This window comes from Pseudomonas fluorescens (genome assembly GCF_000730425.1).
In the GTDB taxonomy this organism is placed as follows: Bacteria; Pseudomonadota; Gammaproteobacteria; order Pseudomonadales; family Pseudomonadaceae; genus Aquipseudomonas; species Aquipseudomonas fluorescens_X.
This window is the reverse complement of record NZ_CP008896.1, coordinates 5,455,769-5,470,496: the sequence shown is the minus strand read 5'-3', so window position 1 is coordinate 5,470,496 and position 14,728 is coordinate 5,455,769. Positions and strand designations below refer to the sequence as shown.

General features: G+C 59.7%; 13 protein-coding genes and 1 tRNA gene. 4 read left to right on the top strand and 10 right to left on the bottom strand.

Going from position 1 to position 14,728, the window contains the following annotated elements:
• Positions 1-11 precede the first annotated feature (11 nt).
• From HZ99_RS24540 to HZ99_RS24525, 4 genes are all read right to left on the bottom strand, one after another.
• Positions 12-1,208, bottom strand: a complete 1,197-nt coding sequence (locus tag HZ99_RS24540) for an acyl-CoA dehydrogenase family protein (protein WP_038446670.1) — start codon at positions 1,206-1,208, stop codon at positions 12-14.
• A 40-nt stretch (positions 1,209-1,248) separates the two neighbouring features.
• Positions 1,249-3,354 carry a 3-hydroxyacyl-CoA dehydrogenase NAD-binding domain-containing protein gene (locus tag HZ99_RS24535; protein WP_038446669.1) on the bottom strand — a complete coding sequence of 702 codons (2,106 nt, stop codon included), beginning with the start codon at positions 3,352-3,354 and terminating at the stop codon, positions 1,249-1,251.
• A 171-nt stretch (positions 3,355-3,525) separates the two neighbouring features.
• Positions 3,526-4,890: a spinster family MFS transporter gene (locus tag HZ99_RS24530; RefSeq protein WP_038446668.1), complete on the bottom strand. Its 1,365-nt coding sequence runs from the start codon at positions 4,888-4,890 to the stop codon at positions 3,526-3,528.
• Between the two features lie 57 nt (positions 4,891-4,947).
• A complete protein-coding gene (locus tag HZ99_RS24525) occupies positions 4,948-6,213 on the bottom strand; it encodes an OprD family porin (protein ID WP_038446667.1) in 1,266 nt (421 codons plus the stop codon).
• Between the two features lie 585 nt (positions 6,214-6,798).
• Here HZ99_RS24525 and HZ99_RS24520 point away from each other — a divergent pair.
• Positions 6,799-7,557, top strand: coding sequence for a hypothetical protein (locus HZ99_RS24520; protein ID WP_038446666.1), 759 nt, complete (start codon positions 6,799-6,801; stop codon positions 7,555-7,557).
• Between the two features lie 268 nt (positions 7,558-7,825).
• Here HZ99_RS24520 and HZ99_RS24515 read toward each other — a convergent pair.
• From HZ99_RS24515 to dapA, 5 genes are all read right to left on the bottom strand, one after another.
• Positions 7,826-7,915: transfer RNA gene (locus HZ99_RS24515), tRNA-Ser, on the bottom strand.
• An 83-nt stretch (positions 7,916-7,998) separates the two neighbouring features.
• Positions 7,999-8,712 (bottom strand): phosphoribosylaminoimidazolesuccinocarboxamide synthase, encoded by a 714-nt coding sequence (gene purC / locus HZ99_RS24510; RefSeq protein WP_003211975.1) that lies wholly within the window; start codon positions 8,710-8,712, stop codon positions 7,999-8,001.
• A 28-nt stretch (positions 8,713-8,740) separates the two neighbouring features.
• Complete coding sequence (locus HZ99_RS24505; RefSeq protein ID WP_038446664.1) at positions 8,741-9,499, bottom strand: MBL fold metallo-hydrolase; 759 nt, start codon at positions 9,497-9,499, stop codon at positions 8,741-8,743.
• Between the two features lie 4 nt (positions 9,500-9,503).
• The gene (bamC, locus tag HZ99_RS24500; protein ID WP_038446663.1) at positions 9,504-10,619 is read right to left on the bottom strand and encodes an outer membrane protein assembly factor BamC; all 1,116 of its coding nucleotides are present in this window, start codon (positions 10,617-10,619) and stop codon (positions 9,504-9,506) included.
• A gap of 17 nt (positions 10,620-10,636) precedes the next feature.
• Entirely contained in the window at positions 10,637-11,515 is an 879-nt protein-coding gene (gene dapA, locus HZ99_RS24495) for a 4-hydroxy-tetrahydrodipicolinate synthase (RefSeq protein ID WP_038446661.1), read from the bottom strand.
• Positions 11,516-11,775: 260 nt separating this feature from the next.
• On the opposite strand from dapA, the gene HZ99_RS24490 reads away from it, so the two are divergent.
• Positions 11,776-12,336, top strand: a complete 561-nt coding sequence (locus tag HZ99_RS24490; RefSeq protein WP_032857877.1) for a glycine cleavage system protein R — start codon at positions 11,776-11,778, stop codon at positions 12,334-12,336.
• 11 nt (positions 12,337-12,347) lie between these two features.
• Positions 12,348-12,821 (top strand): peroxiredoxin, encoded by a 474-nt coding sequence (locus tag HZ99_RS24485; protein WP_038446659.1) that lies wholly within the window; start codon positions 12,348-12,350, stop codon positions 12,819-12,821.
• 124 nt (positions 12,822-12,945) lie between these two features.
• Here the strand turns inward: HZ99_RS24485 and HZ99_RS24480 are convergent, their stop codons facing one another.
• Positions 12,946-13,185 carry a sulfurtransferase TusA family protein gene (locus HZ99_RS24480; RefSeq protein WP_038446657.1) on the bottom strand — a complete coding sequence of 80 codons (240 nt, stop codon included), beginning with the start codon at positions 13,183-13,185 and terminating at the stop codon, positions 12,946-12,948.
• A 95-nt stretch (positions 13,186-13,280) separates the two neighbouring features.
• On the opposite strand from HZ99_RS24480, the gene HZ99_RS24475 reads away from it, so the two are divergent.
• Complete coding sequence (locus HZ99_RS24475) at positions 13,281-14,714, top strand: M48 family metalloprotease (protein WP_038446656.1); 1,434 nt, start codon at positions 13,281-13,283, stop codon at positions 14,712-14,714.
• Positions 14,715-14,728 lie beyond the last annotated feature (14 nt).

Genomic DNA, 14,728 nt, shown 5'->3' with positions numbered 1-14,728 from the left:
ATCAGAGCCCCTTACAGTTCGAGAATCATCTTGGCGACGATGTTTTTCTGAATTTCGTTGGAGCCGCCGAAAATCGACAGCTTGCGCAGGTTGAAATACTGGCTGGCCAACGCCACGCTGTAGTCGGCGAGCAGGGGATCGCCCGGATGATCCAGGCCCAGTTCTTCTTCCAGATAGGGCAGCGCGTAAGGCCCGATCACTTTGCGCAGCAAGTGGCTGATGGCCTGACGGACTTCGGTGCCCTTGACCTTGAGGATCGAACTTTCCGCACCGGGCACCCCGCCGTCCTTGGCCGCAGCCAGGGTGCGCAGGGTGCTCATTTCGGTGGCCATCAATTGCATTTCCAACTCCGCGACCTGGGCCCTGAACAGTGGGTCGTCGAAGATCGGTCGGCCTTCGCTCATCTGTTTGCGGGCAATGCGCTTGAGATGGGCCAGCGCCGCCTTCGATGCGCCGATTCCCGCAAGGCCGGTACGCTCGTAGGTGAGCAGGTATTTGGCGCACGTCCAGCCTTGGTTTTCTTCGCCTACCAGGTTCTCGACCGGCACCTTGACGTTGTCGAAGAACACCTCGTTGACCTCGTGTTCGCCGTCCAGGGTGATGATCGGCCGCACGCTGATACCCGGGCTGGCCATATCGATCAACAGGAAGGAAATACCCCGTTGCTTCTGCGCCTGCGGGTCAGTGCGCACCAGGCAGAAAATCATGTTGGCGTGCTGGCCCAGGGTGGTCCAGGTCTTCTGGCCATTGACGATGTAAGAGTCGCCCTCGCGCACCGCACGGGTTTTCAACGAGGCCAGGTCAGAGCCGGCACCGGGCTCGGAGTAGCCCTGGCACCACCAGTGCGCACCGTTGAGGATGCGTGGCAAGTAGTAGTCTTGTTGCTGTGGCGTGCCGAACTTGATCAGCACCGGTGCCACCATGTTGACCCCAAACGGAATACTGCGCGGAGCGCCCACCAGCGCGCATTCCTCTTCATAGATATGCTTTTGCACGGCGCCCCAGCCAGTACCGCCAAAGGCCACCGGCCAATGGGTGGCGTACCAACCCTGAGCATTCTGGATGGCCTGCCAACGCAGGTGGTCATCCTTGGACAAGGGCTTGCCCAGGCGTACCTTGTCGGCCAGGTCCTGGGGCAGTTTGTGCTTCAAGAAGGCCCTGACTTCATCACGAAACGCCAGTTCTTCAGCGGTAAAATGAATATCCATGTTGTTTCTCCAAGCCATTGATAGACCGTGAAGCAGGCCGTTATGCATCCAGTTTCCAGTCAGCGAAGCGCCGCCCTTCTGCCGCCAGTTTTTCCAGCAGCGGCGCGGGTTCCCACCAGGCGCCGAAGCGTTGGTGGAACTCGCGAATACGGGCCAGCACCTTGTCCAGGCCCAGGCTGTCGGCATAAAACATCGGGCCGCCTCGCCAGGCGGCAAAACCGTAGCCGTTGAGGTAGATCACATCGATGTCACTGCTACGCCGGGCAATGCCTTCCTGAAGGATTTTTGCGCCCTCGTTGATCAAGGCGAACAGGCAGCGCTCGACGATGTATTCATCGCTCAGGGCGCGGCGCTCGATACCTTTGTCGCGGGAGACGGCTTCGAGCAACGGCAGCAGTTCAGGGTTCGGCTCGGGACGGCGGGAACCGGCGGCATAGCAATAGAAGCCCTTGCCGGTCTTCTGGCCGAGCATGCCGGCGGCGTACAGCTTGTCGAGCACGCCCGGCAGCGGGTAGTTCGCTGGCAGCGTGGTGCGCTGACGCTGGCGGATGCTCCAGCCGATATCCAGCCCCGACAGGTCGCGCATGGCATTGGGCCCCATGGCCATACCGAAGGTACGCAAGGCCGCGTCCACTTGCTCCGGGGTGGCCCCTTCCTCCAGCAGGAACTCGGCCTCGCGGCCATATTGGAAGATCATCCGGTTACCGACGAAACCGTCACAGACGCCCACCACCACGGCAATCTTGTTCAGCTTTTTGCTCAGTTGCATGACGGTGGCCAACACGTCGAAAGCGGTGTGCCGCCCGCGCACGACTTCAAGCAGGCGCATGACATTGGCCGGGCTGAAAAAGTGCAGGCCCACCACATCCTGGGCCCGTGAAGTGAAGCCGGCGATGACGTCCAGGTCCAGCGACGACGTATTGCTGGCGAGGATCGCGCCGGGTTTGCAGACGTGGTCCAGGCGCTCAAACACCTGGCGCTTGACCTCCAGGCTTTCAAACACTGCCTCGATGACCAGGTCGGCGCTGGCCAGTTCGCTGTAGTCCACCCCGCCGTGCAGCAGCGCCAGGCGTTGCTCCATCACCACTGGGCTCAAGCTGCCACGAGCCACGCTGGCTTCGCAGGTCTGGCGGGCACGTTGCAGTGCCCGCTGCAAGGCTGGCTCGTCGACTTCCAGCAGCAGCACAGCAATGCCGGCGCTGACAAAACTCAAGGCAATGCCCACGCCCATGGTGCCGCCACCGATCACCCCGACGCGCTCAACGGTGCGTACGGGCGTGTCCCTGGGCAGGTCGTCGATCAGGGCGCACTGGCGCTCGGCAAAAAAACCATGCACCAGCGCCGCGCGTTGCTCAGACGCCAGGCATTCCTGGAACAGCGCGCGCTCGCGCTGCAAGCCTTCGGCCAGTGGCAGCAGGGTTGCCGCCTCGACCGCCGTGACGCAGCGCGGTGGGGAAAAGAACCCTGGCAAACGCTTGGCGACCTCGGCGCGCTTGGCGGCAATCAACGCTGCATTGTCCACGCCCTTGAGGGCGGCAGTTTGCTCACCGGTGCGCCGCACAGCCAGGCCGTTGTCCAGCATCCGCTGGGCAAAGGCGATGGCGGCGGTGCGGGGATCGCCATCGAACAGTTCATCGACAATGTGCTGTTCCCGGGCTTGAGTGGCGCTGATGGGCTGGCCTGAGACAATCATCTCCAGGGCCTTGGCCACGCCTGCCAGGCGGGGCAAGCGTTGAGTACCACCGGCTCCCGGCAGCAGCCCGAGTTTGACCTCCGGCAGGCCGACCCTGGCATCGCGGCGGGCGATCCGATAATGGCAACCCAGGGCCATTTCCAGGCCACCGCCCAGGGCCGTGCCGTGAATCACCGCCACACAGGGTTTGTCGCTGTGTTCATAAGCGTTGACCACTTCCGGCAGGCTCGGCGCCAGAGGCGGCTTGCCGAACTCCTTGATATCAGCCCCGGCAATAAAGGTGCGACCCGCGCACAGCAACACCAGCACCTTGGCCTGCGTGTCGACCTGTGCCTGGCGCAAGGCTTGCAGCAGGCCTTCACGCTGGGCCTGGCCGAGGGCGTTGACCGGCGGGTTGTTCAGGGTGATCAGTGCAATCTCGCCTTGGCGCTCGTAGCTCACGCTGGAATTCATCTGAACCTCGGTATTTTGTTTTTATTGAAACCATATTCCGCATTGCGGAACATGCTACTAAATATTATCAAAGCATCATGTTTTGGCAAACGATTTGTGGAGCGATTGCCGACGAAAAAAAAGCTGACACCCAAGGGGTGTCAGCTTGATCAGGCCAGAAAAATAGAGGGCTCAAGCGTCAGCCGCAGGCACCTGCCGGCCAGGTATCGCCACCGTAGGATCCTTGGGCGCCCAGCTTTTGAGACGCTCCAGGCTTTCGCGATACGAACGCAGGCCGCTCATCAGAATCACCACGGCCAGCACCAGCGAAACCCCCGTCACCACCGCCAGCGAATAGCGCAGCGCCGAGTCACTGCCAAAGACATAATCGGTGCCCAAGGCCACGGCGGTCGGGCCGATCCCCAGGCCGATCAACGTCACTGCAAACTGATAAAGAGCCGATGCCTGGCCACGCATCGGGCTGGGCACGACTTCTTGCACGGCCAAGGGACCGACGCCGAATGGCATGCTCACAGTGAAGACGTGCAAAGCCATCATCACCAGAGCAAGGTTCTTATCATCGACCAGATAGCCCAGGTTCGACGGCAGGGTCAGCACGGCGGCCAGGATTGCGATACGCAAGGGCGCGTCACGGTGACCACGCTTGATCAGCCAGTCGCACAACCGGCCGCCCACCAGCAAGCCAAGGGAGCCACAGATCGCCAGCATGCTGCCGTAGATCACCCCGACCTCAGGTACGCTCATGTCGAACGAACGCACAAAAAATGTCGGGATCCAGGCACTGCTGCCGTAGGCCGTAAACGTCAGGCAAGCAAAGCCCAGGTTATGGCAAAGCATGGTGCGCCGGTTTTTACGCAGGTAATCGACGAACTCCGAAAACGGCAGTTCCAACCCCGCCCCCACGCCATGACGCACCGGCTCGCGCAACAACAGCAAGCACAGGGAAAAGACCACGCCAACAGCGCCGAGAATCAGGAACACCATTTGCCACGGGCGCACCGTGCCAATCAGCGGCAATGTCATATCGCCCTGACTGGTAGCAAAGTGCACTGCGACTCCGCCCAGCAACAGGGCAACGCCCGAGCCCAGGTAAATCGCCGTCGAATACACGCTGAAGGCCGTACCGCGACGCTCGGGGGTGAAGCTGTCGGAGATCATCGAATACGCACAAGGCGCCAGCGAGGCCTCGCCAGCCGCCACGCCGATCCGGCAAAAAAGAAACTGCCAGTAGCCTTTGACCATGCCGCAGGCAGCCGTCATACCGCTCCACACCAGGATCCCGCACATCAACAGGTTACGTCGGCTCTTGCTGTCGGCAATGCGCCCCAGCGGGATGCCACAGAGCGTGTAGAAAATCGCGAACGACAGCCCCATCAACAGGCTCATCTGCGTGTCGCTGATATCCATGTCGTGACGGATCGGCCCCACCAGAAGGTTGAGAATCTGCCGGTCAACGAAGGACAGGACATAGGCCAGCATCAGTATGCTGACGGTAAACCAGGCGCGTACACGTGATGGGTAAAGTGCGTTCTTCATAGCCGCTACGACCTCATTGTTGTTATAGACCCGCCCGGCGGGCTGTTACCGACTCGACTACAGCAGTGGCAGGGTGTAACTGACGATCAGGCGGTTATCGTCCAGATCACTGCCAAAGTGGTTCATGCGCAAAGAAGAGTTACGCCATTTCACCCCCAGGTTTTTCAACGCCCCTTCCTGGAACACGTAGGCAATGTCCGTATCGCGCTCCCATTCCGAGCCCGTCGGCTTGCCGGCTCCCAACTCGATCTCACTGCCGTAGACATAGCGGGTCATGAAGCTCAGGCCCGGAATACCGACAGCGGCGAAGTTGAAGTCGTAACGCGCCTGCCAGGACTTTTCATCCCGGTTGGCAAAGTCATTGTTGGAGATAAAGTTGGGCAGGAAGGCATCGGCGCCATGGATATAGGCGTAGCCAGTGTCGCCACTCATCTTCTGGTAGGCCAGGCCAAAGGCGTGACCGCCCACGCTGTACGTGAACATCGCCGACACTGCAGTGTTATCGATATTGCTCTGGCCTTCGTTGTAGGACCTGGCATAACGCAGGTCACTCTTGAGCGACTGCCCTTCCCCAAGCGGCAGCACATGCAACAGGCTGAAATTGTGCTGGCGGTAAAACCGGTCGAGTTCGCCGTAGAAGTAGCTGCCACTTAACTGGTTACTCCACTTGTAACCGACACCGGCAAAGTTGAACTCATCGCTGGTGGCGCCCTTGCTGACCCGAATGCCCTTGGCATTGGCCACTGAGGGCGCCAGGTCTTCACGGTTCGTGGAGTCGCGCTGGGTCACTTGGCGGATCTGCCCGGCATCAAGGGTCACGTTGGCGAACTCCTGGGCGTTCAAATGCACGCCCTCGAACGTCTGCGGCAGCAAGCGGGTGTCGTTGAACTGCACCACCGGCAGGCGCGGATGCAAGGTCCCGATCCGAAGCAGGCTCTTGGACGCCCGCACCTTGGCAGTCAGGCCAAGAGAGCCACTTTCATCGACCGCATGGCCATCTCGCCGGCGAGGCAACAAACCGGAACCGGCACGGTCCAGGCTGGAGTCGAGCTTCAAGCCAACCAAGCCGATGGCATCCAGCCCAAACCCCACAGGGCCGGCAGTAAAGCCAGATGCGTAGCGCAGCAAAAAGCCCTGGGCCCATTCTTCCTGCTTGGACTGGGTGGTGCTGGCCTGGCTGTAGTCGCGATTGATGTAAAAGTTGCGCAGTTCGACGCTGGCCTTGCTGTCTACGAAAAAGTCCGCCTGCGCCGAGGCGCACAGGCCTATCTGCCCAATGGAAACCAGCAGACACGTAGCAATGACGCGGGAATGGCACTCCATGATGCAGCCCTATTTTTGTTGTTATGTGTGAAGCCCCTCGCCCCTCGCCAATGACGAAGGAACGCTACAGCTTTTACAATTCAATATATTTCGCTGTGCGGAACTATATTTTGAATTAACGACAAAATATAAGCATTAGGCAAATTTTAAGTAAATAGGCAACGGGAAAACAAAATCAAAAAATAAATAAGCCATTGTTTTTTATTGATTTATTTAAATAAATATAAGCGCACTCCTTCTAGGTGAATTTCGCCAGGCAAAACTCCCCCTCAAAACTTCCAAGGCATGACAGCCAAACGTGGCGGCCTTAGGGCATGCCAGAAGCCATATCGCGCACGCTGCTGCCCCATACACCTCGCGGGTCGGGCGCCCGTTCACTGCAAAGCGAACCGTCCGTGCCTGAAAATATCGCAGCGTGGTTGGGGTGATAGGTGCGGCCAATGCCGTGTTGTGGGCTGTCGTCCGGCACAAAACCGGCGTCCCTGAAGAAGCATTTTGAAGTAACTCCCTCGCCAGGGGTGCATCAACCAGCGCCGAGTAAGTGGTAGTTTTTCTGCGGTCAACTCTCACAGTGAGTTATAAAAAATGAGAAAAACACTGCTCGCAATATCCCTGCTCACCACAGCACCAGCCGCACTGGCTGAGGCCTTGCCGGTGACGGTAGACGTTATCGGTGACTCCGTTCATTACACCGGCGACCTGAATGCCGATGCAGTCGCCAAACTGGCAGACCAAGTAAAAGCGTCGAACGGGAGCGTCGCCAAGCTGGTAATCGATTCCGGTGGCGGTGATGTCAACGTCGGAATGGATCTCGCCGAGATCGTCCTGGCCGCTGAACTTGATGTGATCGTCAAACGGCTCTGCGCCTCTTCTTGCGCCAACTACGTTTTCCCGGCAGGCAAACGTAAACAGATCAACCCTGGCGCTGTCGTGATCTGGCACGGATCAGCCATTCAGGAAAGCCTGATGGCAGGTCCTACCCTTGAAGACATCAAATTCGAGGACGGCGCGGCGTTGTCTGGGCCAGACAAAATGGCCTTGTTCGAGAGCTGGCGAGGCGACGCGATTCGCTATGTCGAAGACGCCAAAGTGAGGCAAAACGCGCTTTTCAAGAAAATCGGCATAGATGATCGCATCACCGTCATGGGGCAACAGCTCAAAGCCGCGCAGGAATGGACCGTGTCGATCAAAGACATGGAGCGCTTTGGAATTCGCAATGTTTCTGCTGCTGATAACTATGGTCTAAACGTACCCGCCGAAGTGGCTGAGCGCGGTGTTAAGCTTCTTCGCCTGGATGACTTTCCAGACTATGCCGCGGCGCTGAGTTCGCAAACGCCAGGGTAACGTAGTTCAGTTGCGCGAATTGCTGGGCGCCCGGGCGACCAGAAGATGCGTCAAGTCAACTACTGGATCGTCTACGGGCAGATTGAGATGGGCCTTATGGCACGCGGGTCAGCATCGACGAGGCAGAAGACCTCTCCCCAGCCGCACGGCTGGCCATGACCCGGCGCCCCAGGAAGCGGCAGCATGAACACCGCCGAGAGATTGGAGTAAGAGAATAAAACCGCGGAATGCAAAAAGGCCCCGTAAACGGGGCCTTTTTGTACTGATATGGCGGAGAGATAGGGATTCGAACCCTAGGTACCGGTGAAGGTACAACGGATTTCGAATCCGTCCCATTCGGCCACTCTGGCATCTCTCCAACGGCGCGCATCATAACAGCCTGTTACTGGGAAGCAAAGCTCTCAGTGGATTTTTTTCCGTGCTATCAGATGCTTGCGTCGATTACAGCGGTACGCCGAGGCGGTTGGCGACCTCTTCGTAGGCTTCGATAACGTCACCGAGGCCCTGGCGGAAGCGGTCTTTGTCCATCTTCTTGCGCGTGTCCTTGTCCCACAGCCGGCAACCATCCGGGCTGAACTCGTCGCCCAGGACGATGGAGCCGTCGTGGAACACACCGAATTCCAGTTTGAAGTCCACCAGCAGCAGGCCGGCGTCGTCGAACAGTTTACTCAGGACGTCGTTGACCTTGAGCGACAGTTCCTTCATGCGCGCCAGTTGCTCAGCAGTGCCCCAACCGAATGCCACGACGTGAGATTCGTTGATGAACGGGTCGCCCTTGGCGTCGTCCTTGAGAAACAATTCGAACGTGTAAGGGTTGAGCTTGAGGCCCTCTTCCACGCCCAGGCGCTTGACCAGGCTGCCGGCGGCGTAGTTACGCACCACGCACTCCACCGGAATCATGTCGAGTTTTTTTACCAGGCATTCGTTGTCGCCCAGCAGCTTGTCGAATTGGGTCGGGATACCGGCCGCTTCGAGTTTCTGCATGATGAAGGCGTTGAACTTGTTGTTCACCATGCCCTTGCGGTCGAGCTGTTCGATGCGCTTGCCGTCGAACGCCGAGGTGTCGTTGCGAAACAGCAGGATCAAGCGGTTGGCGTCGTCGGTCTTGTAAACCGACTTGGCTTTGCCGCGGTAGAGTTCTTCACGTTTTTCCATGATGGGCTCCGCTTGGTAAGTAGATGGGCTAGGCGATATGTCGCCAGTCGAGCCCTGAATCTTGATCGGCCAGTTGCAGCCAGTCCGGGTCGCACCCAAGGGTGTCGACAAAACATTGCCGGGCAAGCTGCGGCAGGTTGTTCTTGCTGCTCAGGTGGGCCAGGACCAGGTGTTGCAGGTCTTGCCAGCCCAACTCGTACACCAGGTATGCCGCCTGGTGGTTGTTCAAATGTCCCAGTTCACCGCCGACCCGCTGTTTGAGAAAGTACGGGTAATGACCACGCGCCAACAGGTCACGGCAATGGTTGGACTCGATCATCAGCGCATCGAGGTCCCGATAGCCTTCCAGCACCTTGGCACAGTAGGAACCCAGGTCGGTAAGCAGGCCGAAGCGGCGCTCGCCGTCACTGAATACATATTGCGTAGGCTCATGGGCATCGTGGGCAACGGCAATCACATCGATGCTCAAGGCGCCGATCTGCAGTTGCTCGCCATCGGCCAGGAAACCTGCCGGCTCAACGGGTTTGCGCATCCCGCGCAAGGTGCCGCGACTCAAATACACCGGAAGATTGTAGCGCCGAGACAGCAAACCCACGCCATGCACGTGGTCGGCATGCTCGTGGGTCACTAGGATCGCGCTCAACTGCGCTGGATGAACCCCCAGGCGCAGCAGGCGGCGCTCGGTTTCCCGCAAGGAGAAACCACAATCTACCAGGACGTACGTGTCGTCATGGGCTACAAGCGTGCCGTTCCCTTGGCTACCGCTGCCGAGAACAGCAAAACGCATCGGATCAGCCCAGGTTGTCCTGAATCACACCCAACACTTTGCGCGCCGTTTCTGCTGGCGCCACAGTATTGATGTTTTTCTCGACGGTGACTTGCACGTTGTCGCCAACCTTGCTCAAGCGCACTTGATAACGCTCGGCGCGGGTCTCGATCTCTTCCTTGGTCGGCTCGCTGCCGAACAACTTGCTGAAGAAACCACGCTCGTCGTCTTTCTTCTCGGCCTTTTCAGCCACGTTGATGTAATACAGGCCCAGGCTGCGGTTGATGTCCTCGACACGCCATGGCCCCTGCTCCAAGGCACGGCCAACGCTGGCCCAGGCACGATCCAGGTCTTCACCCAGGTTGAGTACGACGTTGCCGCTGCCATCTTCGGTGAGGCTGACACGGCTAGGGGTGTCGTAATCACGCGCGGCGAGCAGGGACACGGAACCGCCCTTCTCGGAGATGCGGCTCATGCTGGCAAGCATCTCGTCGACCAGCGCAGCATCAACACCGCTATTGACCGAGCGATTGGTGAATTCGACGTTGGAGGTGCTGCCGGCAGGACGCTCGGCGCTGACTACGTAGACTTCGCTGGTATTGCGTTGCACGCCTGGCTCGATGCGCACGCGGATGCGGCTTTCGCCATCAGCGGCGACACCACCAGCCTGCAAGCGCTTGGCCATGTTGGCCGACAGCTCGCTCGGCTGCTGCCATGCCGTGGTGAATTCACCGGTCTGCGGACGCTGCTCGTCGATACGAAAGCCATTGTCCTGGAAGAACTGCACCGCCACCGGCCAGACTTCGGCAGGCGGGCGCTGGGCCATGATCCAGCGCGAGTCGCCGCTTTTCTGCAGGCTGTAGTCGCTGGCATCGGCCGTGGCCGAAATCGGCTGTGGACGGGGCACCTCGTACTCGCCCTTGACCGTATCGTCGGCCACGTTGCGCGGGATCGGCAGCAGTGGGTCAAGGCGCTTGGCGACGTTGACGTCCGGCGGTAATTGCATCGGTGCGGTTTGTTGTGCTTCCAGGTAATCGCTGCCGCGGTCACGGAAGTAGCCTTCCGGGCCCCAGATCCAACCGCAGCCACTGGTGCTGGAGATAATCAAGGCAAGTGCGGAAAGTCCGGCCAATCGCTTCATGCGTAGTGCTTCCTCAATTAAACCAGGACGCCGGACTGGCGCAGGGCCTGTCGCAGCGGTTCGTGACAGGCTGGGCTGAGTTGGGTGAGCGGCAGACGGATACCGTCCGGCATCAGGCCCATTTCATGCAGCGCCCATTTCACGGGAATAGGATTGGATTCGATAAACAAGGTCTTGTTGAGCGGCATCAGTTGCTCATGGATCGCCCGGGCCTTGACGGCATCACCGGCGATGGCTGCGGCACACAGCTCGCTCATGGCGCGCGGGGCCACATTGGCGGTTACCGAGATATTGCCTTTGCCACCCAGCAGGATCAGTTCCACGGCCGTGGCGTCGTCGCCGGAGTACAACAGGAAGTCGCTGCTCACGCCGGCCAGGATGTCCTTGGCGCGCTGCAGGTCGCCCGTGGCTTCCTTGATACCGATGATATTCGGCACGGTAGACAGGCGGATCACAGTCGCGGCCTGCATGTCGCATGCCGTGCGACCCGGCACGTTGTAGAGGATCTGCGGGATGTCGACGGCTTCGGCGATGGCCTTGAAGTGCTGGTACAAGCCTTCCTGGGTCGGCTTGTTGTAATACGGCGTCACCAGCAGGCAGGCATCGGCGCCGGCTTTCTTGGCGTTCTTGGTCAGCTCGATCGCTTCGCGCGTCGAGTTGGCGCCCGTCCCGGCGATCACCGCGATACGCCCTGCAACGCGCTTGACCACAAACTCGATCACCTCGATGTGCTCTTCCACATCAAGCGTGGCCGACTCACCCGTGGTGCCTACGGCCACAATGGCGTTGGTGCCTTCTTGCAGGTGAAAGTCCACCAGTTTGCCCAGGCTGTCCCAGTCGAGATTACCTTGTGCATCCATGGGTGTGACCAGTGCCACCATACTGCCCGCAATCATGCAACCGCTCCTGCCGGAAAAAGAGAGCCGTAATGGTACTGGCGCCAAGATGCTTGCACAAGCGAAGTACCCTCCGAGGATGCGTTCTGGATCAACTTAGTTGCGAGCAATGCCATCATTGGGCCAAAGCACGGCCAACGGCCATTGAATATGCAATGAAAACGCCACGTCCTAGCCCTTGGCGGCACTTTTCGCTACCCTTGATCCTTTGATCGGTACCGCACGTTCGTATCGACCGCTCATCGCTTTAGGAATGCTGCATGTCCACCCCCACAGTCCGCGAACAATTCCTTGTTATCAGTGCCCTTGGCGCCAACCCCATGGAGCTGACTAACGTCCTGTGCCGTGCCAGCCATGAGAACCGCTGCGCCGTCGTGACCTCACGCCTGACTCGCCATGGCGAGTGCAGTGCGCTGGTCCTGCAGATTTCCGGGAGCTGGGATGCCCTGGCGCGCCTGGAGGCCGGCTTGCCGACCCTGGCCAAGAAGCACGACTTCACTGTCAACGTGGTGCGCAGTGCGGCGCTGGAAAACCGCCCCCAGGCATTGCCGTATGTGGCCTACGTCAGCTCGGCCTACCGTTCGGACATCGTCAATGAACTGTGCCAGTTCTTTATCGACCATAACGTCGAGCTGGAAAACCTGACCTGCGATACCTACCAGGCCCCGCAGACTGGTGGCACGATGCTTAACGCCACCTTTACCGTGACCTTGCCGGCCGGTGTGCAGATCAGTTGGCTGCGTGACCAGTTCCTGGATTTCGCCGATGCACTGAACCTGGATGCACTGATCGAACCGTGGCGCCCACAGAATCCAATGTAAGGAAGTTCTTCATGGCGGTAGTCATCGACAAACCGGTCGCCGATTTCCAAGCCCAGGCGACCAGCGGGCAGACGTTCAGCCTCGCGGGACTCAAGGGCAAGCAAGTGGTGATCTACTTCTACCCTAAAGACAGCACGCCCGGCTGCACCACCGAAGGCCAGGGTTTTCGCGATCAACATGCCGCGTTCCAGGCTGCGAACACCGAGGTATTCGGGGTGTCCCGGGACAGCGTGAAGTCCCACGAGAACTTCAAGGCCAAGCAGGCCTTCCCCTTCGAGCTGATCAGCGACAAGGATGAAGCGGTTTGCCAGCTGTTTGATGTGATCAAGCTGAAGAAACTGTACGGCAAGGAATATATGGGGGTGGATCGCAGCACCTTCCTGATCGACAAGAAGGGTGTGCTGCGCCAGGAATGGCGCGGTGTGAAGGTGCCGGGGCATGTGGATGCGGTATTGGCTGCGGCGCAGGCGCTGGACAAGGCTTGATGAGGCTGGTGGCCGTTAGATAGCTATCGCTGGCAAGCCAGCTCCTACATCAGATCGGTGCCCGGCAAGACAACCCGGTCAATGTGGGAGCGGGCTTGCCCGCGATGGGGGTACTCCTCGCAGCTCAGGCCTTACGCAACCAGTAGCGATAGACGCCGTTATCGGCCTCCTCGTGCAACAGCACGTGCCCCGCCAACCTGGCAAACGTGCGAAAGTCCCGCTGGGAACCCGCATCCGTAGCGATCACCTTGAGCACCGCACCGCTGGCCAGCCGATTGAGTTCCATCTTGGCCTTGAGCAGTGGCAACGGGCAGTTCAGGCCGCTGGCATCGAGCTCGGCGTCGTGGTTTACAGCATCGGTCATGGTTTTGCTCCAGGCGGCATCAGGGGGCGCTTAGAATATCTGGTCCCAGGCTCAGTGTCCGGCTACAGTAAGGTCTTTGTCGAAAGGCTTTGTGCATGACTTTATTGCGCCCTACCCTGCTGACGCTGGCTTGCCTGCTTGCCTCTCCAGGCTTCGCTGACGATCTGCCGTCACTTGGCGACGCCAGTTCTGCCATTGTCTCGCCACAGCAGGAACATCAACTGGGCCGGGCCTGGCTGGCATTCCTGCGCGGCCAGGTGTCGGTCCTCAACGACCCGCAGCTCAAGGATTACGTCGAAACCAGCGTTTACAAGCTGGTAGAGACCAGCCAGGTCAATGACCGGCGCCTGGAGTTCATCCTGATCAACAGCCCGCAACTCAACGCGTTTGCCGCGCCGGGCGGGATTGTCGGGGTCAACGGCGGCCTGTTCCTCAACGCTCAGACCGAAGGCGAATATGCCTCGGTCATGGCCCACGAATTGGCGCACTTGTCCCAGCGTCACTTCGCCCGTGGTGTGGAAGCCCAGCAACGGATGCAGATCCCGATGATGGCCGCCCTGCTCGGCGGGATTATTGCCGCCGCCGCCGGCGCCGGGGATGCCGGGATTGCCGCGATTGCCGGCAGCCAGGCCGCTGCAATCCAGGAACAGCGGCGCTTTTCCCGACAAAACGAGCAAGAGGCCGACCGCATCGGCATCCTCAATATGGTCAAGGCCGGCTACGATCCGCGCTCCATGCCGACCATGTTCGAGCGCCTGATGCGCCAGTACCGCTTCGATGCCAAGCCACCGGAGTTCTTGCTGACACACCCGGTCACCGAATCGCGGATCGCCGACACCCGCAACCGCGCCGAACAGGCCAAGACTGGCGGTACAGAAGACAGCCTTCGCTATCAACTGATACGCGCCCGGGTCCAGTTGTTTTACGAAGACACGCCCGGGTTGGCCGCCAAGCGCTTCCGTGCCCAGTTGGATGAGAACCCAAAAAGCGATGTAGCACGCTATGGCCTGGCCATCGCCCAGATCAAGGGTACCCAGCTCAATGAGGCGCGGGAAACCCTCAAGCCGCTGCTGGTCAAGGCCCCCAACGACATCACCTACAACCTGGCGCAGATCGAACTGGATATCACCAACAACCGCATGCCCGACGCACAGCAACGCACCGACCGCATGCTGACCCAGTACCCCGGCAACTACCCGTTGAACCAGGTGCGCGTGGACCTGCTACTCAAGCAGAACCGCACCGCTGACGCAGAAAAAGCCCTGGAAGGCTTGCTCAAGTCGCGCTCCGACGATCCGGATGTGTGGTATCAGGTGGCCGAGACCCGCGGTCTGTCCGGCAATATTATCGGCCTGCATCAAGCCCGCGCAGAATACTTCGCGCTGGTCGGCGACTTCCAGCAGGCCATCCAGCAATTGGACTTTGCCAAGCGCCGGGCCGGCAGCAATTTCCCGCTGTCTTCACGCATCGATGCCCGCCAGCGTGAGTTGATCGAACAGGAACGCATCGTCAAAGGCATGATGAGCTAAATCCGCCGCCCACA

What these genes read in the sequence shown, in the direction of transcription:
- HZ99_RS24540 (WP_038446670.1), bottom strand. Translation starts at nt 1,208, where the DNA reads ATGGATATTCATTTTACCGCTGAAGAACTGGCGTTTCGTGATGAAGTC.
- HZ99_RS24535 (WP_038446669.1), bottom strand. Translation starts at nt 3,354, where the DNA reads ATGAATTCCAGCGTGAGCTACGAGCGCCAAGGCGAGATTGCACTGATC.
- HZ99_RS24530 (WP_038446668.1), bottom strand. Translation starts at nt 4,890, where the DNA reads ATGAAGAACGCACTTTACCCATCACGTGTACGCGCCTGGTTTACCGTC.
- HZ99_RS24525 (WP_038446667.1), bottom strand. Translation starts at nt 6,213, where the DNA reads ATGGAGTGCCATTCCCGCGTCATTGCTACGTGTCTGCTGGTTTCCATT.
- HZ99_RS24520 (WP_038446666.1), top strand. Translation starts at nt 6,799, where the DNA reads ATGAGAAAAACACTGCTCGCAATATCCCTGCTCACCACAGCACCAGCC.
- purC (WP_003211975.1), bottom strand. Translation starts at nt 8,712, where the DNA reads ATGGAAAAACGTGAAGAACTCTACCGCGGCAAAGCCAAGTCGGTTTAC.
- HZ99_RS24505 (WP_038446664.1), bottom strand. Translation starts at nt 9,499, where the DNA reads ATGCGTTTTGCTGTTCTCGGCAGCGGTAGCCAAGGGAACGGCACGCTT.
- bamC (WP_038446663.1), bottom strand. Translation starts at nt 10,619, where the DNA reads ATGAAGCGATTGGCCGGACTTTCCGCACTTGCCTTGATTATCTCCAGC.
- dapA (WP_038446661.1), bottom strand. Translation starts at nt 11,515, where the DNA reads ATGATTGCGGGCAGTATGGTGGCACTGGTCACACCCATGGATGCACAA.
- HZ99_RS24490 (WP_032857877.1), top strand. Translation starts at nt 11,776, where the DNA reads ATGTCCACCCCCACAGTCCGCGAACAATTCCTTGTTATCAGTGCCCTT.
- HZ99_RS24485 (WP_038446659.1), top strand. Translation starts at nt 12,348, where the DNA reads ATGGCGGTAGTCATCGACAAACCGGTCGCCGATTTCCAAGCCCAGGCG.
- HZ99_RS24480 (WP_038446657.1), bottom strand. Translation starts at nt 13,185, where the DNA reads ATGACCGATGCTGTAAACCACGACGCCGAGCTCGATGCCAGCGGCCTG.
- HZ99_RS24475 (WP_038446656.1), top strand. Translation starts at nt 13,281, where the DNA reads ATGACTTTATTGCGCCCTACCCTGCTGACGCTGGCTTGCCTGCTTGCC.